This is a genomic window from Amycolatopsis sp. WAC 04182 (assembly GCF_003947465.1).
Classification (GTDB): Bacteria; Actinomycetota; Actinomycetes; order Mycobacteriales; family Pseudonocardiaceae; genus Amycolatopsis.
The window spans coordinates 332273-356881 of sequence record NZ_QHJJ01000006.1; the positions used below are offsets into that span (position 1 = coordinate 332273).

General features: G+C 68.9%; 28 protein-coding genes. 16 read left to right on the forward strand and 12 right to left on the reverse strand.

What is annotated here, in order from left to right; translation table 11 throughout:
- Positions 1-159: 159 nt before the first annotated feature.
- The 5 genes from dpgA to DMH01_RS30685 all read left to right on the forward strand — a co-directional run bounded on the left by dpgA (position 160) and on the right by DMH01_RS30685 (position 5173).
- Positions 160-1260 (forward strand): 3,5-dihydroxyphenylacetyl-CoA synthase DpgA, encoded by a 1101-nt coding sequence (gene dpgA / locus DMH01_RS30665; RefSeq protein WP_125680858.1) that lies wholly within the window; start codon positions 160-162, stop codon positions 1258-1260.
- Positions 1254-1916: an enoyl-CoA-hydratase DpgB gene (gene dpgB / locus DMH01_RS30670; RefSeq protein ID WP_125680860.1), complete on the forward strand. Its 663-nt coding sequence runs from the start codon at positions 1254-1256 to the stop codon at positions 1914-1916. The genes dpgA and dpgB overlap by 7 nt, the downstream gene beginning before the upstream one ends.
- Positions 1913-3130, forward strand: coding sequence for a (3,5-dihydroxyphenyl)acetyl-CoA 1,2-dioxygenase DpgC (dpgC, locus tag DMH01_RS30675; RefSeq protein ID WP_125680862.1), 1218 nt, complete (start codon positions 1913-1915; stop codon positions 3128-3130). The genes dpgB and dpgC overlap by 4 nt, the downstream gene beginning before the upstream one ends.
- Positions 3127-3924 carry an enoyl-CoA-hydratase DpgD gene (dpgD, locus tag DMH01_RS30680; RefSeq protein WP_125680863.1) on the forward strand — a complete coding sequence of 266 codons (798 nt, stop codon included), beginning with the start codon at positions 3127-3129 and terminating at the stop codon, positions 3922-3924. Before dpgC ends, dpgD begins: the two co-directional genes overlap by 4 nt.
- Positions 3925-4096: 172 nt before the next feature.
- The gene (locus tag DMH01_RS30685) at positions 4097-5173 is read left to right on the forward strand and encodes a 3-deoxy-7-phosphoheptulonate synthase (RefSeq protein WP_125680865.1); all 1077 of its coding nucleotides are present in this window, start codon (positions 4097-4099) and stop codon (positions 5171-5173) included.
- A 122-nt stretch (positions 5174-5295) separates the two neighbouring features.
- On the opposite strand, the gene DMH01_RS30690 is transcribed toward DMH01_RS30685, so the two are convergent.
- The gene (locus tag DMH01_RS30690; RefSeq protein ID WP_125680867.1) at positions 5296-6183 is read right to left on the reverse strand and encodes an oxidoreductase; all 888 of its coding nucleotides are present in this window, start codon (positions 6181-6183) and stop codon (positions 5296-5298) included.
- Between the two features lie 86 nt (positions 6184-6269).
- Between DMH01_RS30690 and DMH01_RS30695 the strand changes: the two genes are divergently transcribed.
- The 4 genes from DMH01_RS30695 (at position 6270) to DMH01_RS30710 (ending at position 9251) form a co-directional block, all read left to right on the forward strand.
- Positions 6270-6926: a response regulator transcription factor gene (locus DMH01_RS30695; protein ID WP_125680869.1), complete on the forward strand. Its 657-nt coding sequence runs from the start codon at positions 6270-6272 to the stop codon at positions 6924-6926.
- Between the two features lie 275 nt (positions 6927-7201).
- Positions 7202-7516 carry a hypothetical protein gene (locus tag DMH01_RS30700; RefSeq protein WP_125680871.1) on the forward strand — a complete coding sequence of 105 codons (315 nt, stop codon included), beginning with the start codon at positions 7202-7204 and terminating at the stop codon, positions 7514-7516.
- 34 nt (positions 7517-7550) lie between these two features.
- The gene (locus DMH01_RS30705) at positions 7551-8762 is read left to right on the forward strand and encodes a peptidoglycan-binding protein (RefSeq protein WP_034313465.1); all 1212 of its coding nucleotides are present in this window, start codon (positions 7551-7553) and stop codon (positions 8760-8762) included.
- 78 nt (positions 8763-8840) lie between these two features.
- On the forward strand, positions 8841-9251 hold the full coding sequence (locus DMH01_RS30710) for a hypothetical protein (protein ID WP_125680873.1): 411 nt from the start codon (positions 8841-8843) through the stop codon (positions 9249-9251).
- 4 nt (positions 9252-9255) lie between these two features.
- On the opposite strand, the gene DMH01_RS30715 is transcribed toward DMH01_RS30710, so the two are convergent.
- Complete coding sequence (locus DMH01_RS30715; protein WP_125680875.1) at positions 9256-10242, reverse strand: glycosyltransferase; 987 nt, start codon at positions 10240-10242, stop codon at positions 9256-9258.
- A 52-nt stretch (positions 10243-10294) separates the two neighbouring features.
- Entirely contained in the window at positions 10295-10921 is a 627-nt protein-coding gene (locus tag DMH01_RS30720; RefSeq protein ID WP_125680877.1) for a TetR/AcrR family transcriptional regulator, read from the reverse strand.
- 112 nt (positions 10922-11033) lie between these two features.
- Here DMH01_RS30720 and DMH01_RS30725 point away from each other — a divergent pair, with 112 nt between their 5' ends.
- The gene (locus DMH01_RS30725) at positions 11034-12386 is read left to right on the forward strand and encodes a flavin monoamine oxidase family protein (protein WP_125680879.1); all 1353 of its coding nucleotides are present in this window, start codon (positions 11034-11036) and stop codon (positions 12384-12386) included.
- Positions 12387-12529: 143 nt separating this feature from the next.
- Here the strand turns inward: DMH01_RS30725 and DMH01_RS30730 are convergent, their stop codons facing one another.
- Together DMH01_RS30730 and DMH01_RS30735 are read right to left on the reverse strand one after the other, a co-directional pair.
- Positions 12530-13027 (reverse strand): hypothetical protein, encoded by a 498-nt coding sequence (locus tag DMH01_RS30730; RefSeq protein ID WP_233621716.1) that lies wholly within the window; start codon positions 13025-13027, stop codon positions 12530-12532.
- Positions 13028-13224: 197 nt separating this feature from the next.
- On the reverse strand, positions 13225-13965 hold the full coding sequence (locus DMH01_RS30735; RefSeq protein WP_125680881.1) for a hypothetical protein: 741 nt from the start codon (positions 13963-13965) through the stop codon (positions 13225-13227).
- Positions 13966-14126: 161 nt separating this feature from the next.
- On the opposite strand from DMH01_RS30735, the gene DMH01_RS30740 reads away from it, so the two are divergent.
- A complete protein-coding gene (locus DMH01_RS30740) occupies positions 14127-14564 on the forward strand; it encodes a hypothetical protein (protein WP_125680883.1) in 438 nt (145 codons plus the stop codon).
- A 3-nt stretch (positions 14565-14567) separates the two neighbouring features.
- Here DMH01_RS30740 and DMH01_RS30745 read toward each other — a convergent pair whose 3' ends face one another.
- The 5 genes from DMH01_RS30745 to DMH01_RS30765 all read right to left on the reverse strand — a co-directional run bounded on the left by DMH01_RS30745 (position 14568) and on the right by DMH01_RS30765 (position 16726).
- Positions 14568-15125 (reverse strand): M23 family metallopeptidase, encoded by a 558-nt coding sequence (locus tag DMH01_RS30745; protein ID WP_199745688.1) that lies wholly within the window; start codon positions 15123-15125, stop codon positions 14568-14570.
- Between the two features lie 159 nt (positions 15126-15284).
- Positions 15285-15476 (reverse strand): hypothetical protein, encoded by a 192-nt coding sequence (locus tag DMH01_RS30750; RefSeq protein ID WP_125680885.1) that lies wholly within the window; start codon positions 15474-15476, stop codon positions 15285-15287.
- A 139-nt stretch (positions 15477-15615) separates the two neighbouring features.
- Positions 15616-16056 carry a hypothetical protein gene (locus DMH01_RS30755; RefSeq protein WP_125680887.1) on the reverse strand — a complete coding sequence of 147 codons (441 nt, stop codon included), beginning with the start codon at positions 16054-16056 and terminating at the stop codon, positions 15616-15618.
- A 104-nt stretch (positions 16057-16160) separates the two neighbouring features.
- A complete protein-coding gene (locus DMH01_RS30760) occupies positions 16161-16442 on the reverse strand; it encodes a hypothetical protein (RefSeq protein WP_125680889.1) in 282 nt (93 codons plus the stop codon).
- Positions 16443-16459: 17 nt separating this feature from the next.
- Complete coding sequence (locus DMH01_RS30765) at positions 16460-16726, reverse strand: hypothetical protein (RefSeq protein WP_034313443.1); 267 nt, start codon at positions 16724-16726, stop codon at positions 16460-16462.
- A 154-nt stretch (positions 16727-16880) separates the two neighbouring features.
- On the opposite strand from DMH01_RS30765, the gene DMH01_RS30770 reads away from it, so the two are divergent.
- Genes DMH01_RS30770 through DMH01_RS30780 form a run of 3 tightly spaced genes read left to right on the forward strand, consistent with a single transcriptional unit; the run spans position 16881 to position 18873 of the window.
- Positions 16881-17303 (forward strand): helix-turn-helix domain-containing protein, encoded by a 423-nt coding sequence (locus DMH01_RS30770; RefSeq protein ID WP_125680891.1) that lies wholly within the window; start codon positions 16881-16883, stop codon positions 17301-17303.
- Positions 17304-17305: 2 nt separating this feature from the next.
- Positions 17306-17788, forward strand: coding sequence for an ImmA/IrrE family metallo-endopeptidase (locus tag DMH01_RS30775; protein WP_125680893.1), 483 nt, complete (start codon positions 17306-17308; stop codon positions 17786-17788).
- Entirely contained in the window at positions 17785-18873 is a 1089-nt protein-coding gene (locus DMH01_RS30780; protein ID WP_125680895.1) for an MAB_1171c family putative transporter, read from the forward strand. The genes DMH01_RS30775 and DMH01_RS30780 overlap by 4 nt, the downstream gene beginning before the upstream one ends.
- A 3-nt stretch (positions 18874-18876) precedes the next feature.
- On the opposite strand, the gene DMH01_RS30785 is transcribed toward DMH01_RS30780, so the two are convergent.
- A complete protein-coding gene (locus tag DMH01_RS30785; RefSeq protein ID WP_233621717.1) occupies positions 18877-19548 on the reverse strand; it encodes a hypothetical protein in 672 nt (223 codons plus the stop codon).
- Complete coding sequence (locus DMH01_RS30790; RefSeq protein WP_125680897.1) at positions 19548-21044, reverse strand: glycosyltransferase family 2 protein; 1497 nt, start codon at positions 21042-21044, stop codon at positions 19548-19550. The genes DMH01_RS30785 and DMH01_RS30790 overlap by 1 nt, the downstream gene beginning before the upstream one ends.
- 427 nt (positions 21045-21471) lie before the next feature.
- On the opposite strand from DMH01_RS30790, the gene wecB reads away from it, so the two are divergent.
- Together wecB and DMH01_RS30800 are read left to right on the forward strand one after the other, a co-directional pair.
- On the forward strand, positions 21472-22671 hold the full coding sequence (gene wecB, locus DMH01_RS30795) for a non-hydrolyzing UDP-N-acetylglucosamine 2-epimerase (protein WP_125680899.1): 1200 nt from the start codon (positions 21472-21474) through the stop codon (positions 22669-22671).
- Complete coding sequence (locus DMH01_RS30800; RefSeq protein WP_125680900.1) at positions 22668-24395, forward strand: DUF2334 domain-containing protein; 1728 nt, start codon at positions 22668-22670, stop codon at positions 24393-24395. The genes wecB and DMH01_RS30800 overlap by 4 nt, the downstream gene beginning before the upstream one ends.
- Positions 24396-24609: the final 214 nt, after the last annotated feature.

Genomic DNA, 24609 nt, shown 5'->3' on the forward strand with positions numbered 1-24609 from the left:
TCCGGGGTCGCATCGGCCTTGGACGCGTTGACCATCGAGATCCGCGAAGCCTAATTTCGGAATTGTCCACTGAGATCCGCGAAAGGTGAGACCAATGCCCGCTGCGCAGGTCAAGCAGCTGCTTCGTAGCAAGCTCAGAACATGGGGGTGGATGTACCGATGACCGCCATCGTCGAACCGGCCGAAGACCTTTCCGTCCTCACCGGACTCACCGAGATCACCCGGTTCGCCGGCGTGGGGACCGCGGTCTCCTCGGCGTCCTACTCGCAGACCGAACTCATCGAGATCCTCGGCATCGAAGACCCGAAGATCCGCTCGGTCTTCCTGAACAGCGCCATCGAACGGCGTTTCCTCACCCTGCCGCCGGAGGAGCCCGGCGGCGCACGCGCGGCCGAACCGCAGGGCGATCTGCTCGACAAGCACAAGAAGATCGCCGTCGACATGGGCTGCCGCGCGCTCGAAGCCTGCCTGAAGTCGGCAGGAGCGACGCTTTCCGACCTGCGTCACCTCTGCTGCGTCACCTCGACCGGTTTCCTGACCCCCGGCCTCAGCGCGCTCATCATCCGTGAGCTGGGCATCGACCCGCACTGCAGCCGGTCGGACATCGTGGGCATGGGCTGCAACGCCGGTCTCAACGCGCTCAACGTGGTCGCGGGCTGGTCCGCGGCGCACCCTGGCGAACTCGGCGTCGTCCTGTGCAGCGAGGCGTGCTCCGCCGCCTACGCCCTGGACGGCACGATGCGGACCGCGGTGGTCAACAGTCTTTTCGGCGACGGATCCGCGGCGCTCGCGCTCGTGTCCGGAGACGGGCGCGTGCCGGGTCCGCGCGTCCTGAAATTCGCCAGCTACATCATCACCGACGCGGTCGACGCGATGCGCTACGACTGGGACCGTGACCAGGACCGGTTCAGTTTCTTCCTCGACCCGCAGATTCCCTACGTGGTCGGGGCGCACGCCGAAATCGTCATCGACCGGCTCCTGTCCGGGACGGGTCTGCGCCGCAGCGACATCGGCCACTGGCTGGTGCATTCCGGGGGGAAGAAGGTGATCGACGCGGTCGTCGTCAACCTCGGCCTGAGCCGGTACGACGTCCGGCACACCACCGGCGTGCTCCGCGATTACGGGAACCTTTCCAGCGGCTCCTTCCTCTTCTCCTACGAGCGGCTCGCCGACGAAGACGTCGCCCGCCCGGGGGACTACGGCGTGCTCATGACCATGGGGCCTGGCTCCACAATCGAAATGGCGCTTATTCAATGGTGACGCGTAACGAAATCAAGAGCGGCCTGGTGCTGCGTTTCGACGGCTCCCGTCCGCTGTCCCCGACGGCCGTCGAGGAGATCGCCGCGCTCTGCGACCGTGCCGAGGACCTGCGCGAGCCGGGACCGGTGACCGTCCACGTCACGGGTGCCCCGCCCGCCGGCTGGGCGAAGGGACTCGCGGTCGGTCTGGTGTCCAAATGGGAGCGGGTCGTGCGCCGGTTCGAACGCCTCGGCAGGCTCACGGCCGTGGTGGCGTCGGGCGAATGCGCCGGGATGGCACTGGATCTCCTGCTCGCCGCCGACGTCCGGATCGCCGAGCCGGGCACCACCTTGCGGCTCGCCTCGGCGGGTGGCGGCACCTGGCCGGGGATGACCGTGTACCGGCTCACCAAGCAGGCGGGCGCGGCGGGTATCCGGCGGGCCGTGCTGCTCGGCACCCCGATCGGGACGGACCGGGCGCTCGCGCTCAACCTGATCGACGAGGTGTCCGGCGATCCGGCCGCGACACTGTCCTCATTGGACGGTGTCACGGACGGCGCCGAGGCGGCGATCCGGCGCCAGCTGATCTTCGAAGCCGGCTCGACCACCTTCGAGGAGGCACTCGGTTCCCACCTGGCCGCGGCGGACCGCGCCCTGCGGCGGGAAGCCAAGTCGTGACGACGGACAGCGCGCCAGGGCTCGATCTCCGGGCCCTGGCGGGGGAGGCCCATCGGGTCGACGACGAGATCCGGGCGGCGCGCACGGCCTTCGTCGAGGCACACGCCGAACAGATCTACGCCGAACTCACCGACGGCCGGACGCGGTACCTGCGCATCGACGAACTCGTCCGGGCCGCCGCGCTCGCCTTCCCCGGCCTCGTGCCCTCGGAGCAGCAGATGGCGGCCGAGCGTTCGCGTCCGCAGGCGGAAAAGGAAGGGCGCGAGATCGACCAGGGCATCTTCCTGCGCGGGATCCTGCGTGCACCGAAGGCCGGCCCGCATCTGCTCGACGCGATGCTCCGCCCCACCGCCAGGGCACAGCGGCTGCTTCCGGAATTCGTCGAGACCGGTGTCGTGGAGATGGAGGCCGTCCGGCTGGAACGCCGTGACGGCGTCGCGCACCTGACCCTGTGCCGCGACGACTGCTTGAACGCCGAGGACGCTCAGCAGGTCGACGACATGGAGACGGCGGTCGACCTGACGCTCCTCGACCCGTCCGTCCGGGCAGGACTCCTGCGGGGCGGGGTGATGAGCCATCCCCGCTATCTGGGCCGCCGGGTGTTCTGCGCCGGGATCAACCTCAAGAAGCTCAGCGCCGGCGAGATCCCGCTCGTCGATTTCCTGCTGCGGCGCGAAACGGGCTTCATCCAGAAGATCTTCCGCGGTCTGCTGACCGACGGATCCTGGCACTCCAGGTTCACCGACAAGCCCTGGATGGCGGCCGTCGATTCCTTCGCCATCGGCGGTGGCACCCAGCTGCTGCTGGTCTTCGACCACGTGCTGGCGGCGTCCGACGCGTACCTCAGCCTTCCGGCGGCGAAGGAGGGGATCATCCCCGGGGTGTCGAACTTCCGGCTTTCCCGTATCGCCGGACCGCGGGTGGCCCGGCAGGTCATCCTCGGCGGCCGCAAGCTCCGGGCCGACGAGCCGGACGCCCGGTCGATCGTCGACGAGGTCGTCGCGCCGGAGGAGATGGACGCGGCGATCGATGGCGCGCTGGCCCGCCTCGACGGGGAGGCCGTGGTCGCCAACCGGCGCATGCTGAACCTGGCCGAGGAGCCCACTGAGGAATTCCGCCGGTATATCGCGGAATTCGCGCTACAGCAGGCTTTGCGCATCTACGGCGCGGACGTGATCGGCAAGGTGGACGGCTTCGCGGTAGGCGCGCGATGAGCGAAAGCGCTGTGCGGTACGAAAAGAAGGACCACGTCGCGTACGTGACGATGAACCGGCCCGAAGTGCTGAACGCGATGGACCGGCGGATGCACGCGGAACTCGCCGGGATCTGGGACGACGTCGAAGCCGACGACGACGTCCGGGCCGTGGTCCTGACCGGTGCGGGAGACCGCGCGTTCTCGGTCGGACAGGACCTCAAGGAACGCGCGCGGCTGACCGAGGAAGGCGTCGAGGCGTCGACGTTCGGCAGCAGCGGTCAGCCGGGGCATCCCCGGCTGACCGACCGGTTCACCCTGTCCAAACCGGTGGTCGGCCGGGTGCACGGCTACGCGCTGGGCGGCGGTTTCGAACTCGCGCTCGCGTGCGACATCGTCGTCGCCTCCGACGAGGCGGTCTTCGCGTTGCCGGAGGTCCGGCTCGGCCTGATCGCCGGGGCGGGTGGCGTGTTCCGGTTGCCGCGGCAGCTTCCGCTGAAGGTGGCGATGGGCTATTTGCTGACCGGGCGCAGAATGGACGCGGCGACGGCCCTGCACCACGGACTGCTCAACGAAGTCGTGCCGTTCTCCGAATTGGACCGATGCGTCGCCGGATGGACCGACAGCCTGGTGCGAGCCGCTCCGCTTTCGGTCCGCGCGATCAAGGAGGCCGCGCTGCGATCGCTCGACCTACCGCTCGAGGAAGCTTTCAAAACCTCGTATCCGTGGGAAGAACGACGACGGACCAGTGTGGACGCGAGCGAAGGAGCCCGTGCCTTCGCCGAGAAACGGGATCCGATCTGGACCGGTCACTGAATTCGGGTTGGACCATTGTTCCGTGCGCCGGATGGTGGAAGATTCCGGGTAAGAGACTTCTGGTTCGAACACTTGCCGGGCTTGTTTCTTCGTTCACCCGAGACCGCCGTCCGGGCCGGGAAAACCCGGCTTTCCCGCACCCCGGTGCCGGCAGAAATCCTGGATATCTGTGATGACCACTCTCGCCACGGTCGAACTCGACAACCAGCGCATCGACCGGATGGTCCCGCTGGTCACGCCCGCCCTGCTCCACCACGAACTGCCGCTCGGCGCCAACGCGGCCGACACGGTGCGCCACGGCAGGGAAAACGTCCTGCGTGTCCTCGACGGCACGGACGACCGGCTGCTCGTGATCGCCGGGCCCTGTTCCATCCACGATCCCGCCGCGGCCCTCGAATACGCCGACCGCCTCGCCGCCCTCGCCGGCCGGTTCTCCGACGATCTCCTGGTCGTCATGCGCGTGTACTTCGAAAAGCCCCGGACGGTCGGTGGCTGGAAGGGGCTCATCAACGACCCGCACCTCGACGGCACCGGCGACGTCAACCGCGGTCTGCGCATCGCCAGGGATCTGCTCCTCGAACTCGCCGAGGGCGGCCTTCCCGCCGCATGCGAATGGCTGGACACCACCATCCCGGCGTACCTGGCCGACACCGTCTCGTGGGGCGCGATCGGCGCCCGCACGGTGGAAAGCCAGAACCACCGCATGCTGGCCAGCGGGCTGTCCATGCCGGTCGGCTTCAAGAACCGCCGCGACGGCGATGTCACCGTCGCCGTCGACGCCATCCGTGCCGCCGAAGCGCGCCACGTCGTCCCCGGCGTCGACCCCAGCGGACTGCCCGCGATCCTGCACACCGCGGGCAATCCGGACTGCCATCTCGTGCTGCGCGGCGGAAACAGCGCGCCCAACCACAACCCGGCGTCCGTCCGCGCGGCGCTCACCACCCTGCAGAACGCGGGACTGCCCCGGCGCGTGGTGATCGACGCCAGTCACGACAACAGCCGCAAGGACCACCTGCGCCAAGCCGTCGTCGCCGACCAGATCGCCGAACAGATCAAGAACGGCCAGCGCGGCATCGTCGGCGTCATGCTCGAATCCAACCTCAAGGCCGGTCGCCAGGACCTCCACCCCGACCGTCCGCTCACCTACGGCCAGTCCATCACGGACGCCTGCATCGACCTCGCCGCCACCCAGGAGGTGCTCCAGTCTCTGGCCACGGCGACCGCCGCTCGCCGGGCTGCACGCCCCTGATCACGCGAGTTACGCCTCCAAACACGCGAGTTACGCCTCTGATCACGCGAGTTACGCGCCTGATCACGCGAGTTACGCGCCTGATCACGCGTGTCGTCCGTTTGGCACCTGTATCCCGCGCCTCAGCCGCCGACGCCGTCCAGCAAAGCCATCTCCTCCTCACTCACCCGAATGCCGCCCGCCGCGACGTTCTCCTCCAGATGCCCGGGGTCACCGGTCCCGGGGATGGCGAGCACGTGCGCACCGCGGTGCAGCGTCCAGGCGAGCCGGATCTGCGCCGGGGTCGCGTCGTGTGCCGCGGCGACTTTCGCGACCTCGGCCTGCCCCGGAACGGCGTCGGGCGTGGCGGCGCCGGGTAGCGAAGTGGTGACGGCGAAGAAGGGCACGAACGCGATGCCGTGCTCGCCGCACAGGTCTACGAGCGCGTCGTCCTCGCGGTCGGCCAGGCCGTAGCGGTTCTGCACGCAGACCACCGGAGCGATCGACAGTGCCTCGGTCAGCTGGTCCGCCACGACGTTGGAAATACCCAGATGGCGGATCAGGCCGGCCTCGCGCAGCTCCGCCAGCGCGCCGAAGTGCTCGGCCACCGAGCCGGGTTCCTTGCCCATCGCGGCGCCCCAGCGCAGATTGACGACGTCGAGGTGGTCGAGACCGAGTTGCCGGATGTTCTCTTCGACCTGACCGCGGAGCTGGTCCGGGCGTGCGAAGGAGAATTCGCCGTCGCGGGAGTGGCCCGCGCCGACTTTCGTGGTGATCACCAGGTTCTCGGGATACGGCTGGAGCGCGGTGCTGATCAACTCGTTCGCCGAGCGCGTCGGCGTGAAATAGAACGAAGCGGTGTCGATGTGGTCGACGCCGAGTTCGATCGCGCGGCGCAGGACGGCGATCGCGGACTCGCGGCTCTTGGGCTTCTCGTCCCACGGCATCCCGGTCAACCGCATCGCGCCGAGGCCGATCCGGTTGACGGTCAGATCGCCGAGCCGCCAGACGTTGTCGTGAAAGTTCGTCATGACCACCAGCGTCGCGACGGGCCCGTCCGTAGTCAGGAAATGGCAACAACCTGCCAGCCGGTCGCGGGTCGGGCAGTATCGATGCCATGCGGACGAGTGATGCGGTGACGGTCGTGCGCGGCGAGGAGGAGCTGTTCCGCCGCGTCGGCCATCTGTTCTCGACCGTGACCGACATGGCGTGCGCCGCCAACGACCTCGCGACCTGGGTGGCCGAGCGCCGATCGGACGAACTCGCCGCGGCCGCCGAACGCCGGGCGGGCCAGGTCCGGATCCGCAAGATCTACCGGGCCGACCTGCTGCTCGACCCGGGAACCGCGCAGGAGCTGGCGAGGGTCCGCGATCGGTTCGGAGCCCAGATCCGGATTTCGACCGAGGCCGTCAACGAGACGATCGTGATGGACGGCAGGCTCGTCATCCTGGCGGGCGACCTCGTCGCCGGGCAGCGCGGCTACAGCGTCATCACCCAGCCCGAAACCGTGCAGGGCGTGATGTCGCTGTTCGAGGCGACCTGGCGAGCGGCGACCGAGCTCGACGTCTTCGACGCGCAGGTGTCCGAGATCCGGCGGCTCGCGCCCGCGGTGCTGGATCTGCTCGGCAGCGGCGTCAAGGACGAAGCCGCCGCCCGGAGTCTCGGCCTCGGCGTGCGGACCTACCGAAGGCGGGTGGCCGAGCTGATGGCGGCGCTCGGTGCCGAGTCCCGGTTCCAGGCGGGCGTCCGGGCCCGCGAACTGGGTTTGGTTTAGCCCACCCGACCGGGTGAGTATCGGCTACGGAAAGTAGCTCCGGCAGTCCGGTATGCCGCTGTCCACCGGCGCCGAGAGGGTAAGATCTTGCCGCCGAGGACGCCGGTGAAATCTTCCGGGAACCGACGCGCGGCCGGCTGCGTCGGTGTACACGAACGGCGTCATCGCGTTTCGGGAAACGGTGCGCACGCGTGGGTGTGAACTCATAGGGTGCGCGGTACAGCAGTGTGGGTCAGGCAAGCACGCGCGCAGGCGCCGGACTGGAGGGATCATCCATGACTCGCCGATTCGATCCAGAGCAGATCGCCGCGCTGGCCAAGAAGGTCGGCGGGCTCAAGGACGGCTACAGCGGCGCGGGCAAGGACCTCGGCGACGGCGACCCCGGCGGCGCGTTCGGCGACCTGAAGAACGCGGGCAGCACGGGGACCACGATGAAGGGTTTCCACCGCGGCGTGAACGCCGAACTCGCGGCCGCCGCGAAGCTGGTCGACGCCGCGTCGAACGCGTTGGCCAACGCCGCCCAGCGGATGCGGAACGACGAAGCCGCGGGTGTCGACACCCTCCGCGGCGGCGCCCGCGAGCGGGACTGATCGGACTGAAGACGGGAACCAGGGGGATTTACCGATGACCACCGCGGAGCGGAATCCGAGCACGCTCGACGACCCGTCGCACGATCGTCCGAAGTCGTTGGACGCCATCGACAAACACGCCCAGCAGGCGCAGAAGCTCAATTCGAGCGCGGTCAACGACCAGGCGAGGAAGGTCGGCGGCGCGGCGACGAGGGCGAACGACCTCGGCGACGACCTCAAGGTCTTCCGCGACGACGTCCTGCGCAACTGGGAGGGCAAGGACGCCGACGCCGTCGCCGAACACCTCGAAAAGCTCGGCAAGGCCAGCTACAAGGTGAGCGACAAGGCCGAGGCCGCCAAGAACATCCTCCAGCGGGTTTCCGAGATTCTCGACGAGGTCAAGAAGAAGGTCGCACAGCTCGCCCAGGAAGCCAACGACAAGGACGCGGACAACCGCAAGCTGATCGACGCGGCCCGCCGCCGGAAGAACAGCTCGAAGGACGACAACGAGATCGCCTCCGCCGCGACGGACATCGAGCGGCTCCGGCAGCTCAACGAAAAAGACTCGAACGGCAAGAAGGACGAGATCGAGAAGGCGCTGGACGACGCCGAGAAGCAGATCGACGATCTCCTCAAGCCGCTCGGGCTGGAGATCGAAGGCGGTTTCATCGAGCTCATCCCCGCCGACGACGGCCAGACCACGGCGTCGAGCGTCAACGCGAAGCCGGTCAACTCCAACGTGGGCAGTGCGCCCAGCTACGGCGGGGGAGACGGCGGCGGTGGCGGTGGAGGCGGCGGCGGTGGCGGCGGCCCCGCCGGGGTGCCGGGCGACGGCAGGCCCGCGAAGCCGATCGACGCGCGGGGCGACAACCCGGCGAAGATCGCCGAGCAGTTCCTCGGCCGCAACGCCGGCGACCTCAAGGGCAGTGGTGAACTGCCCGCCATGCAGTCGTGGGTGCCCAACAACGTCAACTGCGCGAACTTCGTCTCCGGCTGTCTCGAGGCGGCGGGCCTGATCGACAAGGGGCAGGCCAGTGCCTCGGTCGCGGGCCTGACGGCCAACCTCGAAGCGGACGGCTGGAAGTCGGTGCCGCTCTCCGAAGCGAAACCGGGCGACGTGGTGATCTCGAACAACGGCGGGCACGTCGTGCTGTACGCGGGCGATGGCCAGTTCATCGGCTCGAACAACGTCAACCCCGACGGTTCGCAGAAGATCAGCATGGGCGGCGGTGGCGGCCTCGTGAAGATCCTCACCCCGCCGACCTGATCCGACAGAACGCCCTAGCATCACCGGGCCGGCTGACGCGGTCGCTCGCGTCGCTGCCCGCCAGTGGGAGGTAGCTTGATGTACACCCCGTCCGCACGACCCGTCCCGGTGTCGCTGAACCCCGGCGACCCGGTCCGGGAAGCGGTACTCCAGGCCGCCACCGCCCGGCTCGACCAGGAATTCGGCGATCGGGTCCAGGTGGCCGTGGAACAGCTCGACCGGCTGGGTCCCTGGGTCTTCCTGCAGGGGACGATGCGCGGCACCGAACCCGGCCGGTCGTACTACGCCGGCACCATTTACGAGAACAAGCGCGCCGACGGCGTCATGTCCGACGTCTACGTCGCGCTGCTCAAAAAGCGGAGCGAAACGAACGTCGACGACGACGCGCGGTCCTGGCGGGTGGCCAACTGCGCCATCGGCCCGACCGACGTCGCCTGGCTGACCTGGCCGGACGAGCACGAAGTGCCGCAGGAGCTCTTCGGGTTCTGACCCGTCACGAGGTCCAGTCCGGCAGGGCGCTGGCGATCTCGCCGGGGGAGGGCATCCGGGCGATCTCCTCGGCGATCGTCCTGGCCGCGTCGCGATGAGCGTTCCGTCCCAGCAGGGTCCCGACGTGTTCGGTGACGGCTTCGGCGCTCGGTTCGCCGGGCTGGAGACTCAGCGCGGCACCCGCCGCGCAGAGGGCTTCGGCGTTGGCGAACTGGTCGGCGCCCTGCGGGAGGATCAGCTGCGGGACGCCGACGGAGAGCGCGCCGAGGGTCGTGCCGCTGCCGCCGTGGTGCACGACCACGTCGACGTGCGGCAGCAGGTCCGCTTGCGGGATCCACGGTCGCACCGTCACGTTGTCCGGTACGGCGCCGAGTTCCTCCGGGCGGACCCGGCCCGAGGCGACCACCACGTGCGCGCCGAGCGGGGCCAGCCCACGGATCACGGTGGTGAGCACTTCCGGCGTGCCGAAGGCGGTGCCGAGCGTCAGATAGACCAGCGGACGAGCGGATCTTTCGACGCGCCACGGGGGCACCGCCGGTTCGGAGTAGGACACGGGCCGCAGTGCGATGCGTTCGGCCGTCGCGAGGAAGTTCTTGTCCTGCAAGGACTGTGGGCAGATGTCGAGATGCGGGCGGGCGGGCCGTGTCGGCGGCTCGAGCCCGATTCCGCCGGGGAACAGGCGGCCGAACCCGTGCCAGAGGCCGGGGATCCCGGCGCGCTCCGCGGCGATGGCCACCCCGGGTTGTCCCCATTCGTGCACGACGAGGTCGGGCCGTAGCCGTGCCAGATCCGGTTCGAGATCCTCGGCGTAGATCTCGTAGAACGCGTCCGCCGGGCGAAAAGGCCTGAGACCGTTCCTCAGCAGCGGCGCGTGGACGTTCTCGCCGGCGGCGAAATGCACTTCGTGCCCAGCGTCCCTGGCGGCGATCGCGAGCGGGATCAGCGGGTAGGTGTGGCCGACCGACGCAAGGCTGGCGAAGAGGACTCGCATGCGCACCAGTTCCGTTCAGATGTTCAACCCAGATGTTGACAACATCTGAAGGTTAGCGCGGATGCTTGGTGCGCGCCGCGACAGGCTGCGGATCCGCCAGTAAGACGATCATGTCCAGTGCCCGTTCGAGGTCACCGTGGGCGCGAACCGGGTCCGGATGGGCCACGTACTGCAGGATCAGGCCGTCGACGGAGGCCAGCGCGAGCCTGCCCAGCGTGTCGAAGCCGACGGCGCAGCGTTCGCCGGCGGCGATGGCGGCCTGTTCGCAGAGCCTGGTCACGAGCGAGATGTAGCCGTCGTACTGGGATCGGGCAAGGTCCGGCGCTTCGCTCCGCAACGAATAGCTGGAGAGCTCGTACTGCATGATCTGGAGCCCCACGTCACCCTCGACGAGTTTGTCCCAGAACGTCGTCATGCCCGTCCGGAGCGCGTGCTCGAAACCCCGGTCCGGGTCGAGGCCGCTGCGCAGCGCGTCGGAGATGTCGTCGACGACCGTGCCGATGACCGCGCGCAACAGCTGGTCCTTGCTCGGGAAGACGTAGTGCAGCGTGCCCAGCGAGATTCCCGCTTCGGCGGCCACCGCGCGAAGAGTGGTCCCGGGTACGCCGACGGTGCTGAGCACCCGGATCGCCGCGGTGACGATCTGGCCCTCGCGTTCCGCCGCCTTCACGTAGGCCATTCGGCTTCTCCTTCGTCGACAGTGTCCGAGTTTCGCATATCGGCTCTTGTGTCGGGTGCAAGCCCGTCCTACTTTAAGTCGGACAACCGACCGACAATTTGGGGAGTCTGCCGTGCGCACTGTCGATGTCGTGGTGATCGGAGCGGGCCTCGCGGGGTTGACGGCCGCTCGCGCGCTGACCGGCTCTGGACGCACGGTCGCCGTGCTGGAGGCGCGGGACCGGGTGGCGGGCCGCAACCTCGGTCGTGAGCTGGTCAACGGGGTCCCGGTCGAGCTGGGCGGTCAGTGGATCGGCCGGACGCAGACCGAGGTCCTGAAACTGGTCGCCGAACTCGGCCTCGAAACGTTCCCGACTTACGACGACGGAGCGGCGGTGACGGTCTACAACGGCAGGCGCACCACCTACACCGACGAAACGTTCGGGCTGTCCGATCAGGCGGCGCTCGAAGTCGGCCGGATGAAGTTCGAACTCGAGGCCTTGGCGGGCACCGTGTCGCTCGCCTCTCCGTGGACGTCACCCGAAGCCGCGGGGCTGGACCGCGTAACCCTGGACGAATGGCTTCGCGCCGCCACGGACGACGTCGAGGCCCTCGCGTTCTGGGGAGCCGTCGTCCCCGCGGTGTTCTCCGCGGAACCGGCGGAGATGTCGTTGCTGCACTTCCTGTTCTACGTCAAATCCGCGGGCTCGCTGGACATCCTCGTCGGCACCACCGGCGGTGCGCAGGAACTGCGCGTCGTGGGCGGCACCCACCTGATCTCCGAGCGGCTCGCGGATCAGTTGGGCGACGTCGTCACGCTCGGCGCGCCGGTCCGCGGCATCGCCCACCACGCGGACGGGGTCGAGGTGCGCCACGACGGCGGGCGGATCGCCGCCCAGCGGGTGATCGTGGCGATCCCGCCCACGCTGGCGGGACGGCTGCGCTACGAGCCGGCGCTCCCGGCGGCACGCGACGGGCTGACCCAGCAGATCCCGATGGGCAGCGTGATCAAGATCCAGGTGGCCTACCCGGCGCCCTTCTGGCGCGACGCCGGGCTCAACGGGTTCGCGTTCAACCTGGACGACCCGCTGTGCGTCACCCTGGACAACTCGCCGCCGGACGGCTCCTGCGGCGTCCTCGTCGGCTTCTTCGAGGGCGCCCACGCCCGCGAGGTCGCCCGCCTGTCGCCCCGGGAACGCCGCGAGGCCGCGGTGGCCACGCTGGTGAAGCAGTTCGGGCCGGAAGCGGCGGAACCGATCGATTACGTCGAACAGAACTGGATGGAGGAGGAGTACACCCGCGGCTGTTACGGCGGCCGTCTCGGCGCGGGCGGGTGGACCCAGTACGGCGCCGCGCTGGCCGCGCCGGTCGGGCGGATCCATTGGGCGGGCGCGGAAACCGCCGACATCTGGAACGGCTACATGGACGGCGCCGTCCGTTCCGGGCATCGCGCCGCGGCCGAAGTGCTCGCGCTTCTGGCACAGTGAAAGCGAAAACCGGCGGCCGGGTCAATTTCCGGCCGCCGGTTTCCGATATCAGGGGCGGTAGATCTCCTTGACCGTGGCGATCTGGTCCTCACCGTTCACGCTGATCCGCGCGAGCACCGGGTTGCCTTCCCGCACCTGCTGGATCAGCTGACCCCGGCGCCCGAAGGCCTGGTCTCCAGCTGCAAGGAGCTGTTCGGCACGCCGCAGACCACCTCGGTCCCGGTTTCCGTCAGGCGGGCGCAGGTCCACTTGCCCCGCACGTCGAGTACCCGCTCGCCGGGGCCTTCGGCCTGCGGCAGTTTCTCGTAGTACTCGGTGATCACGTTGTACGCCTCGGTGCAGCCGGGCGTGGTGCCGTCGGTCGCGGCCACCGCGATCAGCTCCATCCACGGCCGTCCTGGCGCGCCGACCTGGCCCCCGTGCTCGCTGCAGTTGACGTCGCCGCCGGACGATTCGGCACCGGTACCGCCCGCGGCCGCCCCCTGGCCACCGCCCGCCTGCGCCTGTTCGACGGCCGCGTTCTTCACCGGAGAACCCTTTTCCGCGACATTGTTCCCGCCGCACGCGGAAAGGAGTGCGGTGGCGGCGACCGCCCCGCCCACAATGGCCGTTTTGATGGTCTTCTTCGCGGTGAATTTCATTTCAGCGCCCCTCTCGCATTCCTTGGTGAAGCTTTTTCCGGAAGACGCCGGGAGCGGAATGGGGTTGCTTCGAAGAGGCGGTGCGGAGCAGGGGTGCCCGAAGGTTCGGACCGCCGTGTCCGCAAGGGCACGACCTCGGTTTGCCGCGCAACCTCCCCGGCATGGAACGCGAGACGCCGGGGAGATCGCGAAGCCGGTTACGGGATGACGCGGTTGCGCAGGTTGTTCGGGTACGGGCCTTCGCCGTGGATGTTCAGCTCGTTGTTCACTTCGAAGCTGTAATACGGGTGCGAGCTGAAATAACTGTCCAGATTGGTGCCGCCGAAGCAGATCAGATCCGCGCCACCGGCCGCCCTGGGCCCGTTGCACAGGCTGAGCGTCGGATAACGGAAGGAATCCACCGGCCGGAAACCGGCACCGCCGGGGCCGGGAACGGGCAGGTGCCCGATCAGCCCGCCGGGGTCACCCGGCCAGTTCGACTCGACGGGCTGCCGCCGCCCGTCCGCGAACAGCACGCCCTGGATGTTCCGCCCGGGCGGCTCGGTCTCCAGCACCGTGCCCGCGACGAGCGCGCCGAGACTGAACCCGACGATGTAGACCTTCGTTTCGAGGTCGCAGCCATAGGTGACATAGAGGTTGTAAAGCGCCGTCCGGAGATTGGCGACCCCCGCGTCGACGTCGGCGTACAGATTCACGTCCCCGGCGCCGTTCGGATACGGAATGCGCACCGGGTCGGCGCCGCCGGGCGCGAACGCCCGGTCCAGAAGTTTCTGCGCCCCGCCGTCCTGATATCCCGGCACGACGAACATGACGGGCCCGCACGGGCCATCGGGCCGCACGGGTGCCGCCTGTGCCGCTCCCGCTCCGGCGATCGCGCCGGCCAGGGTGACGACGGACAGGACGGCGGTCGCGAGCAGACGTGCTCCGGTTCTTTTCATCGGTTTCTCCCCACTGTCGGGTTGGCCCGCCGAACGCTAATGAGCCCCGATGAAATACCGATGAAATGCGGGTAATTACGGCCGCCGTACCCACTTTCAGGTGAAATTTTCGCTATGGGCTCAAGTTCGCCGCCGCCGACCCGTGAGGTAGTTTTCCCGGTATGACGAAAATGCGTGGGTTTTCGATGCTCGCACTGGTCGCGTGCCTGGCCATCGCGGGTTGTGGTGGTGATCCGCAGCCCGCTCCGGCGGCGGGCCAGGGACCGAGCCCATCGGCGACCGGAACCCCGGCGGCATCGGGTTCGGCGTCGGCGTACCCGATGCCCGCGGGCTGGCCGTCGCCCGAGTTCCCGATGCCGCCGGGCGGTACGGCGTCCGGCCCCCATACGACCGACACCGTGGTGTCGTTCCGGATCTCCGGCGTGGACACCGAAACCGCGAAGAGCTTCTACGCGGAGACGTTGCCGGGCCTCGGTTACGCCGACACCCACAACGCGAACCTCGCCATCGTCCGCTACGAGGGCAACGGGCTGAAGATCCTGGTGCAGGACGAACAGAGCGGCTCGGCGCGCGTCACCATCACGAAGACGGCGGGCTGACGATCAGGCCCTGGTGTTGACGCTGACCGGCCGGGAACCGGTCCGGGGGACGCCGCCTTGGAGGTTGGAAGAGAGGCCGACCCGGGTGGAGCAGTTGATGACCTGGTAGTGCAGGTGATAGTCGGTGGACGCCCCGGTGGTGCCGGACCAGCCGACGACCCTGCCCTGCGGGACCCAGGTGCCCGCGTTGTAGATGGCCCGGTTCAGATGCGCGTAGTGCGTGCAGGTGCCGTTCGAGTGCCGGATGATCACCTCGATACCGTTCTGCCAGTACGGTGACCAGCCCGAGACGAGGATTTGGCCGCCCTGCGCGGCGGAAACCTCGTAGTTGGCCGGAAGAGCGAAATCCCAGGCGTATTCGTTGTAGGGGCCGGTGTGGGAGAAGGTTCCTTCGGGTCCCTGGGAGACGGTGTAGGCCTCGCCCGCCGGGTACGGCAGTTCGTAGTAGTAGTCCGCGGCCGAAGCCGTGCCCGAGCCGGTGATCGAGAGGCCCGCCGCCATCAGCGCCGCGGCCGCCATCGTGACCAGCCTGCGCGGTAACGCCTTTTTGGTTCCGCCCATGGTGTCCTCGCTTTCCGAGCGATCAAAGCCCTGTCGTCGGCAGGGCGTCCCTGACTAAACAGGCAGGGCACGGCTCGGACAATGGTGCGTTCAGGGCTTGCGCGAAGGCGGCGAAAGGGTTATTTCACAGGGCTGACGTGCACGATGATGACCTGGACTTCAGCGTTCCGCCGATTCGCCGTCGACGCCGTATTTTTCGACGCCCTCGCGGATCCAGGCGAAGAATTCGTCGCGAGAGCCGGTGGCCGGGAAGTAGGTCACTTCGCTGATGTCCTGGCGGGTGGGCACGCTGTTGAACCGGATCCGGTCGGTGCGGGCCTCGATGGTGCCGTGGGGCGCGGCGATGCTCAAGGCGATCTTCCCTGACGCCGGCGGTGTCCACTGTGGAGAAACCGGAGACGCTCGGCGGACTGTCCGGTTCCGCCTGCCGCGAAACCCGGCAGGCCGAGAGCGCGGCGCAGCCGACGAGGAGGAGGGGCCACCGCTCGCGTCATCGGCGGCCGGCGGTCAGGATGACGAGGAACTGGCCTCCGCCCGGCTCGACGCCCGCGGTCACCGGCAATCCCGGTACCAGGCGGGAAAACCGGTCTTCGAGCCAGTCGGCCGCTTCTTTGGCGTCTTGCTCGGTCGGACAGCGGGCCACCAGTTCGCGGCCGCCCTTGCGTTCCAGCCGTCCGGCCACGGTGATCAGCGGCGCGGGTTCGACCACGTGCAGGCGGTCCGGCCAGGCGATGACCACCTTGACCGCGCCCTTGCGGGTGTTGCACCCGCGATGCGCGAGCCGCTCGGGGATCTTGGCCTTCCGATCGGCGGTCCGGCTGTCGACACTCGGCCCGCGCGGATCGTTCACCGACATGTCCGGGTCGACCGGTTCGTCGCACACCCAGCAGCGCCAGCCGTCGCGCTCGGCCACGTCATCGAGAAGACTCATCCGGCCAACCTAGCCTGCCGCTCCGCGCGTTCGCCGGGGCGCGGGTGTCGCGAAAGCCACTTTCGGGACGTCTGGTGTCCCGAAAGTGGCTTTCGCGACGTCGCCTACTTCGTGCAGTGGATCCCGGCTTCACCCCGGTACATCACGGAGCTGATCCTCACCGAGTACAGGTGGATGGTCACGCATCGCTCCTGCGCGAACCCGTACATCGAAGCCTCGTTGTAGGCCTGCAGCAACGCCGTCCGCTTGGCCGAGGCCGACGTCTTCTCCACGGTGGTCCCGATGAACGCGCGGGTCTCCTCGGCGCTCGCCACTCCCGGTGCGAGTGTCATGAGTCCCGCGAGGACCACGGCGGCCCCCGTGGCGCGGGCGATCGTTCTGTTCATGATTTCCCCTCCTGATTTCATCGCTGGCAGTAGAGCCAGACGGTCGCGCTGTAGTAGCTCGTGTGCGATCGGACGTCGGCGCTGCGCCGATAGCACTGCGAGTCCAGCCAGCCGGTGTTGCGCGCGAAGGTGCGGGCGACCTTCTCCGCCGAGCTGATGGCGTCCGCCGGGTACGGTCCGATGCCGGTGGCGTGGAAGTCCCCCGTCTCCACGGCGAAAGCGGGCGGCGCCGACAAGGTCACCGCGGCCACCGCCAGTGCGGCCGCGGTCAGCAACTTCTTCATGAGAGCTCCCCTCTGAGTCGTCAGCCAGAATCGACTGACTCCCTTCAGTCATTCATCTCAGCTAACGTGATGACCGTAAGGGAGTGCCGGATCTACTGTCAACTCATGTGAACGGCAATCTTGAAGAGATTCATTTCAGCTTACGGAGGTGAAGATGACCGAACCACGGGCGACCACGCTCACCGACCGGATCGACCGCCTCTTCCAGGTGGTCCGGCGGGCAGGCGGCGACCAGCACAGCCACGAGGAGGTGGCGCGGGCCTGCCGGGAGAGCACCGGCGAGTCGTTTTCCGCCGCCTACCTCTGGCAGCTGCGGACGGGCCGCCGGGACAACCCGACCAAACGGCACCTCGAAGCGCTCGCGGCGTTCTTCCAGGTGCCGCCCGCGTACTTCTTCGACGACGAACAGGGAAGGGCTCTTGCCGAAGAGGTCGAGTTGCTGGGAGCGTTGCGCAACACCGCGGTGCGCAACCTGGCGTTGCGCGCGGTGACGCTGTCCGAGGAGGGGCTCGGCACCGTGTCCGACATCGTCGAGGCGATCAAGCGGCGCGAGGCCATGCGTGACCAGGGGGAGTAGCGATGTTCGGCAGGAAGAGCGCGCTCTGGCGCAGATGTGAGCGGATCGCGGCCACCGTGCGGCTGCCGGAACCGTTCGACGTCACCACGTTGTTCGGCGAGGTCGCGGCGACGCGCGGGCGGCCCATCGAACTGGTGGCGCTCGAGGCGCGGCCGGGGGCGCCGTGCGGGGTGCTCGCGGCCACCGATCGGGCGGACTACGTGTTCTACACGCGGGACACGTCTCCGTTGCACCAGCGGCACATCCTGCTGCACGAACTCGGCCATCTGCTGTGCGGGCACGTCGAAGGCGAGGTGCGGCCGGAGGCGATCGCCGCGATGGTCGCGCCCTCGCTTTCGGTGGACCTGGTCCGCCGGGTCCTCGGCCGTACGACGTACGCGCAGGAGCAGGAGAAAGAAGCCGAACTCTTCGCGTCGTTGCTCATGCGCCGAGCCGTGAGCACCGGACCGGAATCCGATCGGCTGCGCCATGCCCTCGGTTCGTGATCAGCTATCTGTCGGCCGCGCTGCTGGCGTCGATCGGCTTCGCCCGGCTGCTGGCGGTTCGCGCCGGGCCGCGGCATCTGACCACGTTCTTCCTCAGCATGGCGGCGGGCCTCGCCGTCTCCGCCGACGCCACGGTCCGGTTGCTCGGTGACGACCTGATCCCGAGGCTGGTCACCAACGCGCTGCAACTGCTCGCGATGCGCGCGCTGGTCCAGGTGGTCCGCAGTACCCGGTCACCGGTAAAGCCGACCCCGTTCTGGCCCATCGTGCTCTGCTGGGCGGTGATGATCCTGTGCTACGTGGACATCGTCCCGCATCGGCTCGAGCTGGGCACGCCCGCGTTCCAGTGGCGCTTGAGCGTCGTCGCGTATCAGGTGGTCCTCTCGGCGTACGGGGTCACCTGCCTGGTGATGTTCACCCGTACGCTGGTCCGCAGCGCCGCCGATCGTCCACAAGGGACCTTCCGGACCGGTCTGCGGATCCTGATCGGCGCCGCCGTCGCGACCATCGCGTGGATCCTGTTCTCCGGGCTTCCCACGCTGTGGCTGGAGATCACCGACCTCTCGGACCTCGACTTCATGCCACGCGCCCGCCTAGTCGGGCTCGGCGCGATGGTGCTGTGGGTCCTCGGTGGCCTGTTCACCACCTGGGACGGCGCGCTCCGGCTGGTGCGCGCGTGGCGAGGGATCCGGGCGGTGACACCGTTGTGGAAGGAACTCGTCGCCGCCCATCCGCAGATCGCGCTGCCCGTGCGCCACGATCTCGAGTTCACGTTGTACCGCAGGGTGATCGAGATCCGTGACGGTCTGCTCGCGGTGCGGGCCCACGTTCCGCCGCAGCTGGGGGACTGGCTGCGCACCCCGGTCGACGAACCCACGCGCGCCGCCGCCGAACTCGCGGCGGCGCTGGTGATGCGTGAGGCGGGCCGCAGCTGGCCGCATCCTCCGGCCGGGCCGGACGGTGCGTATCCCGGCGTGCGGGAGGAAAGCGCCTGGCTGAGCCGAGTGTCGTCCGCGTTCACGCACTCCCTCGTCGTCCGGGAGGTACGGGAACGCGCGATGGCCGAGGCCGGGCGCCTTCCCTGACGGTCAAGGCTTGCCGAGTTCCAGTGTGGCGTTGTGCAGGGACGAGTACATCGGGTCGGAAGTGAAGTCCGGCCCGGTCTCTTCGCCGAGGTAGACGTCGATGTGCCGGTCGCCGCCGAGACCGGGGGTGAACTCGTCCATGATCCGCCAGGAGGCCGACCGCAGCCGGTCGCAGACACCCGCGTCGATCGCCGTGCCGTCCTCCGCGGTGCCGCAGCCGGTGATCCGCAGTTCGCGCCCGGCGGAGAGGACGTTCGGATCCGCGGCGGCGGAGACGAACGGTTCCAGCGGGCGCCCGTGGCTGTCACGGGGCGCGTTGTCCAGCCAGAAGCCGGTGTCGTGCGACCAGTTCAGGTAACGGCCGGCGTGCCGCCCGCTGACGATGCGGCCGGTCCCTTCGTCTTCGACGGCCTTCACGAACCCTTCGGGGTAGCGCCCCAGGTTGTCGTCACCGCGTTCGCAGTCGAGCACCAGGCAGCCGGTGACCGGCACGGGGTCTTCGTCGTGATGCGTTTCGACGGCGGTGTAGTACACGGTCACGTACCACCCGGCGGACGACTCCTTCCCGGACTTGCCGCGGTCGATGGCGGAGGCGGCGGCGAGGGCCAGCACGGCGGCCGCGAGGACGAGAACGAGCTTGTTCCGTTTCGGGCCGCGCCGGTGCTGGCCTGCCATCACACTCGCTCCAGTCGTTGTGTCGGTTCGGCTTCGGCCAGCGGATGCGGCACCGGCCGGGTCCGCTCGGCGGCGGCCAGCACCTCCGAGGGAATCGGCTGGGTGACACTGGGATCGACCGTCGCCGGCGGCGTGGTCGGACGCGGCAGCGGGAGCGGCACGGATACGGGCGCGGGCATCGGGACCAGCGCCGGCATCGGCGGCGGGGCCTGACCGTCTTCGGCCAGCCGTTCGGTCTTGGCCCAGCCGTTGCGTCCGGACAGCAGCCGGAACAGCGCCCGCCACGTCGCGATGATGCCCAGCGCCAGGAACCACGGGTAGAGCAGCCCGGCGAACAGGCAGCGGAAGATGTTCTCGTCGCGGAGCCGGACCCAGTAGACCAGTCCCCAGAGCAGGCTCGGCAGCATGGCCAGCCCGACCAGCATCGCGGCCGACGTCGGCAGAGTGTCCACTGTGGCCACCAGCCCGCCCAGGGTGCTCCCGGTGGCCAGTGCCACCGCGGAAGCCGCGACCAACCCGACCAGCAGCAGCGACATGGGCACGGTCAGCCAGGGCGAGAGCAGGTAGATCAGGAAATCGGTGAGGCCGACGCCGCTGACGAACCTCGACGTGGTCAGCCTGCGAAGGTGCCGGAAACACTGCAGATTGCCTTGCGCCCACCGGGTTCGCTGACGCAGCAACCTTTTCACGTCGGTCAGTCCCTGCTGGGTGACCCACGCGGATTTCGTGTAGCGCACGCGGATCCCGTCCAGGTGCAGGCGCAGACCGAGTTCCAGGTCCTCGACGAGGCAGGCCGACCACGGTCCCGGGTGGAACCGGGCGAGGACGGACAGCCGGGTGAACTGGCCGTTGCCGCCCAGCCCGACACTGCCGACCAGGTCCCGCAAGGACTGCGCGGAGTCGGCGATCGCGCCGAATTCCAGATCCTGGAGCAGGGCCAGCGTCTTGTGCCGGTTGTGGATGCGCACCCGGCATTGCACGGCGCCGACCGATTTCTCCGCCATCAGCTCGGCGATCTCGTCGAGCATCCCGTCGCTGCAGCGGCCGTCGCCGTCCACGATCCCGACGACCGTTTGCTCGATCGTGCCCTCCCTGCGGGCGATGTCGAGGATGTAGCGGTACGCGGTGTTGAGGCCCTCGCCCTTGCCTTGCCGGGCCATCGGGAGCTCGCGGCGCAGCACGTGCAGCCGCGGATCCCTGATACCGGCCAGAATACGCGGTGTCGCGTCGTCGGAGGCGTCGTCGACGACGACGACCCGGACCGGGGTGTACCGGGTTCCCGTGGCCAGCGCGTTGCGCACCGTGTTCGCGATGACGCGTTCCTCGTTCAGTGCCGGGATGACGATCCAGAACGGCACCGGATCCGGCGTCCGGCGCACACTGCGCGGTCGTTGCGGGGACCGCCAGGCGAACACCGCCAGGACGAGGTTCTGCAGCGGCCACCAGATCAGGACGCCGACCATGATGGTGGCGATGACGGACAGACTGGTTTCCATTTCGCTACTGCCCCCTTTTCGGCGCGGGCGCGATTCGGACGAGAATCGAGCGAGTGGCGAAAAGCAACAGAATGAACGCGGCGAGTGACAGTGGCAGCCAGGGCCCGGCGCTCGCGGCGAGCCCCATGGTCGCCGTCGCCCCCACCGCCGGTCCGATCCGGATCACAGACATTTTTCTCCCCCAAGCTAGAAGTGCTCAAATCCTTGTGCTGAAAGGATTGTGCGCGATGCGGCCGGGCCCCCCGGCCGGTCCCGCATCGTCGACTACGACGTGAAGAGTCCTGCGCCGGTTCCCTCGATCGGGTGAGGAAATTCGCCGGGAACCGGACAGAACCACTCTGCGTCGCATCGGGCACAGCGCCCCGCACAATGGATCTTGAGAAGTGCGTGGAGTCGCGGAAAAGAATATTCGAACCTTGGGGGAGTAATGGTTTGGAATAAACAAGGAACCCGGCCGCGGGTGTGGCTCGTGATGGGGACCCGGCCGGAGGCGATCAAACTGGCGCCGGTCGCGGAGGCGATCGTCGCGGCGGGCCGGATGGAACCCGTGCTGGTCGCCACCGGGCAGCATCCGACGATGGTCGATCAGGCGCTGGAGACGTTCGGTGTCCGCGCGGACGTGACGTTGCCGCTGCACCGCCGTGACGGTGGCCAGCCCGAACTGCTCGGCCAGATGCTGACCGGCCTGGACGAACTGGCCGACCGTGAACCGCCCGCGGTGGTGGTCCAGGGGGACACCACGACCACCCTGGCCGGCACGCTCGCCGCGTTCTGGCGCCGGGTGCCGGTGGTGCATCTGGAAGCGGGCCTGCGCTCGTTCGATCTGGCCGCGCCCTTCCCGGAGGAGCTGAACCGGCGGCTGGTCACCCAGGCCGCGTCCCTGCATCTGCCGCCGACGCCCGCCGCGGCGGAGAACCTGTCGCGCGAACTGGTCCCCGCCGAGCGCATCGTGGTCACCGGCAACACTTCCGTGGACGCGATCCGCGCCATCGCCGACCGCGGGGCGGTGGACTACCGGGACGAACGGGTCGCCGCGGCCGTGGAGGCGGCCACCCGAGGTGAGCCGCTGGTGCTGGTGACCGCGCACCGCCGCGAATCCTGGGGCGAACCCCTGCGCCAGGTGCTGCGCGCGGTCGCCGAACTGGTCGCCCGGCATCCCGGCGTGCACGTGGTCCTGCCCGCGCACCCGAATCCGGCCGTCCGCGAGCTGGTCGGCGCCGAACTGGGCGACGTGTCTCGCGTGGTCGTCACCGAGCCGCTGCGCTACGACGAACTCGCCGGCGCGCTCGCGGCGGCCACGCTGGTCTTGTCCGACTCCGGCGGGATCCAGGAGGAAGCGCCGACCTTCGGGGTGCCGGTGCTGGTGTTGCGAGAGGTCACCGAACGGATGGAAGCGGTGCACGCGGGCTGTGCCCAGCTGGTCGGCACCGACCGCGAGCTGATCGTGCGGACGGCGTCGGAACTCCTCGCCGACCCGCGGGCCAGGGCGGCCATGATGAGCAACGGCAACCCCTTCGGCGACGGAAAGGCCGCGTCGCGCACCGAGCTAGCGCTGGCCCGGTTGCTCGGCCTCAGCACCGAGCCGGTGGAGGAGTTCGCCGCGCTTTCGGGAGGTGTGCTGGTATGACCGGGAAGCGGAAGGGACACCGGCGCCGTCGGACGCCCGCCGGGCTGAGGTTCGCGGCGCTGGCCGTCGTCGTCGCGACCGGGCTGGTGACGCTGGTCGTGTACACGCGCCCGGCCAGCGCGATCCTCGCGTCGCCGGCGGCCGCGCCGGTCTCCCTCGGCGACCGGCTGGCGATGGGCAGCGAGGTCGGCAGCCCGGGACCCGGCGGGAACCGCGACCACCGGACGCTGGTGGTCTACGACGCGGGCGAGCGGGACGCGCCGAATCCGCCCGCGAGCGCGGACGAAGCCGGAATGGCCGAGGCGCACGCGATGCAGACCGCGAACCTGGTCTCACGGGCGGGCAGCTGGACGATGCGCGCCGCGGCCGATTACCGGGCCGGTGAGATCGGCGGATACCAGGCGCTGGTCTACGTCGGCGTGCTCAGCGAGGCCGCATTGCCTGCCGCGTTGCTCGCGGACGTGGCGGCCGCGAAGGTGCCGGTCATCTGGATGGGCGAGAACATCCATCGCCTGGCGGAACACGACCCCGGTATCACCGCGCGCTGGGGATGGACGCCGGTCGGCCGCACCCCGACCTCACCGACCGAGGTCCGCTACAAGAACGTGCCGCTCGAACGCAACCCCGAGATCGGCTCGATTCCGTTGGTGCGGCGGGACAACCCGGCGGTCAACGAAGTGCTCGCGGACGGTGTCACGGGTGGCGAGCACACGCCGTGGGCGGTGCGCTCCGGGACGTTCACCTACCTCGCGGAGGCGCCGTTCTCCTACGTCAACGAGGGAGACCGGTACCTCGCCGCCGCCGACATCCTGCTCGGCACGCTCGCCCCGAAGACCACGGAACGGCACCGCGCGCTCGTGCGGATCGAGGACATCGGACCGCGCACCGATCCCGGCCAGATCCGCCGGATCGCCGACCTTCTCGGCGGGCAAGGGATTCCGTTCTCGCTGGCGGTCTATCCGTACTACGCGGACCCGCACGGCGTCGCCAACGGCGGCAGGCCGACCTTCGCCAGGCTCGTGGACAGCCCGGCCTTGGTCGACGCGCTGCACCACGCGATCCGGCGCGGCGCGACGATGATCATGCACGGCTACAGTCATCAGTTCGAGGAGATGGCGAACCCCTACGGCGGGGCGAGCTCCGCGGACTACGAGTTCTACACGGCGATCGTGGACAAGAACAACCACGTCGTGGAGACCGGCCCGGTCCCCGGGGATTCCGCCGAATGGTTCCGCGGGCGGATCGCCACCGGGCTCGGCGAGTTCCGCCGGGTCGGGCTGCCGGAGCCGGAAGTGTTCGAGTTCCCGCATTACGGCGGTTCCGCGGTGGACTACAAGGAGGTCAGCTCGCATTTCGCGGCGCGCTACGACCAGGGCAGCTACTTCGCGGGATACTGCCCGCGCGGCGCCTGCGGTTCCACCTCGACCGTGTCCTATCAGAACAAATACGGTCAGTACTTTCCTTACCCGGTAAGGGATGTCTACGGTGCGGTGGTGATCCCGGAGAATCTGGACCACATCGCGCCGGAACCGTTCAACCAGCACCCGGCGCGGCTGCCCGCGGAACTGATCGCCGACGGTGCGAAGTCCAAAGTGGTCCGTGACAACGTGGCGAGTTTCTTCTTCCACCCGTTCCTGCCGCTGGAGCACCTGAGCACGGTCGTCCTCGGCCTGCGGGCGCAGGGATACGAGTTCACCACCGCCAGCGAGGTCGCCCGGGGCTGACCTTCGGTGGCCCGCGTGTCGGGTGCGATGGCCATCCGCGGTCGTGTCGCGAAAGCCACTTTCAGGACGTCAGACGTCTCGAAAGTGGCTTTCGCGACACACGCCCGGGCAATGGGTCTCACCGCCGCCTGGGCCGGGCCATCGTTTGCCTCCGCTGACGTTGCGAAAGCCACTTTCGCAACCTTCAACGTTGCGAAAGTGGCTTTCGCAACCT

Coding starts and splice junctions, on each gene's coding strand:
- dpgA (WP_125680858.1), top strand. CDS start 160: ATGACCGCCATCGTCGAACCGGCCGAAGACCTTTCCGTCCTCACCGGA.
- dpgB (WP_125680860.1), top strand. CDS start 1,254: ATGGTGACGCGTAACGAAATCAAGAGCGGCCTGGTGCTGCGTTTCGAC.
- dpgD (WP_125680863.1), top strand. CDS start 3,127: ATGAGCGAAAGCGCTGTGCGGTACGAAAAGAAGGACCACGTCGCGTAC.
- DMH01_RS30685 (WP_125680865.1), top strand. CDS start 4,097: ATGACCACTCTCGCCACGGTCGAACTCGACAACCAGCGCATCGACCGG.
- DMH01_RS30690 (WP_125680867.1), bottom strand. CDS start 6,183: ATGACGAACTTTCACGACAACGTCTGGCGGCTCGGCGATCTGACCGTC.
- DMH01_RS30695 (WP_125680869.1), top strand. CDS start 6,270: ATGCGGACGAGTGATGCGGTGACGGTCGTGCGCGGCGAGGAGGAGCTG.
- DMH01_RS30700 (WP_125680871.1), top strand. CDS start 7,202: ATGACTCGCCGATTCGATCCAGAGCAGATCGCCGCGCTGGCCAAGAAG.
- DMH01_RS30705 (WP_034313465.1), top strand. CDS start 7,551: ATGACCACCGCGGAGCGGAATCCGAGCACGCTCGACGACCCGTCGCAC.
- DMH01_RS30710 (WP_125680873.1), top strand. CDS start 8,841: ATGTACACCCCGTCCGCACGACCCGTCCCGGTGTCGCTGAACCCCGGC.
- DMH01_RS30715 (WP_125680875.1), bottom strand. CDS start 10,242: ATGCGAGTCCTCTTCGCCAGCCTTGCGTCGGTCGGCCACACCTACCCG.
- DMH01_RS30720 (WP_125680877.1), bottom strand. CDS start 10,921: ATGGCCTACGTGAAGGCGGCGGAACGCGAGGGCCAGATCGTCACCGCG.
- DMH01_RS30730 (WP_233621716.1), bottom strand. CDS start 13,027: ATGAAATTCACCGCGAAGAAGACCATCAAAACGGCCATTGTGGGCGGG.
- DMH01_RS30735 (WP_125680881.1), bottom strand. CDS start 13,965: ATGAAAAGAACCGGAGCACGTCTGCTCGCGACCGCCGTCCTGTCCGTC.
- DMH01_RS30740 (WP_125680883.1), top strand. CDS start 14,127: ATGACGAAAATGCGTGGGTTTTCGATGCTCGCACTGGTCGCGTGCCTG.
- DMH01_RS30745 (WP_199745688.1), bottom strand. CDS start 15,125: ATGGGCGGAACCAAAAAGGCGTTACCGCGCAGGCTGGTCACGATGGCG.
- DMH01_RS30755 (WP_125680887.1), bottom strand. CDS start 16,056: ATGAGTCTTCTCGATGACGTGGCCGAGCGCGACGGCTGGCGCTGCTGG.
- DMH01_RS30760 (WP_125680889.1), bottom strand. CDS start 16,442: ATGAACAGAACGATCGCCCGCGCCACGGGGGCCGCCGTGGTCCTCGCG.
- DMH01_RS30765 (WP_034313443.1), bottom strand. CDS start 16,726: ATGAAGAAGTTGCTGACCGCGGCCGCACTGGCGGTGGCCGCGGTGACC.
- DMH01_RS30770 (WP_125680891.1), top strand. CDS start 16,881: ATGACCGAACCACGGGCGACCACGCTCACCGACCGGATCGACCGCCTC.
- DMH01_RS30775 (WP_125680893.1), top strand. CDS start 17,306: ATGTTCGGCAGGAAGAGCGCGCTCTGGCGCAGATGTGAGCGGATCGCG.
- DMH01_RS30785 (WP_233621717.1), bottom strand. CDS start 19,548: ATGGCAGGCCAGCACCGGCGCGGCCCGAAACGGAACAAGCTCGTTCTC.
- DMH01_RS30790 (WP_125680897.1), bottom strand. CDS start 21,044: ATGGAAACCAGTCTGTCCGTCATCGCCACCATCATGGTCGGCGTCCTG.
- wecB (WP_125680899.1), top strand. CDS start 21,472: ATGGTTTGGAATAAACAAGGAACCCGGCCGCGGGTGTGGCTCGTGATG.
- DMH01_RS30800 (WP_125680900.1), top strand. CDS start 22,668: ATGACCGGGAAGCGGAAGGGACACCGGCGCCGTCGGACGCCCGCCGGG.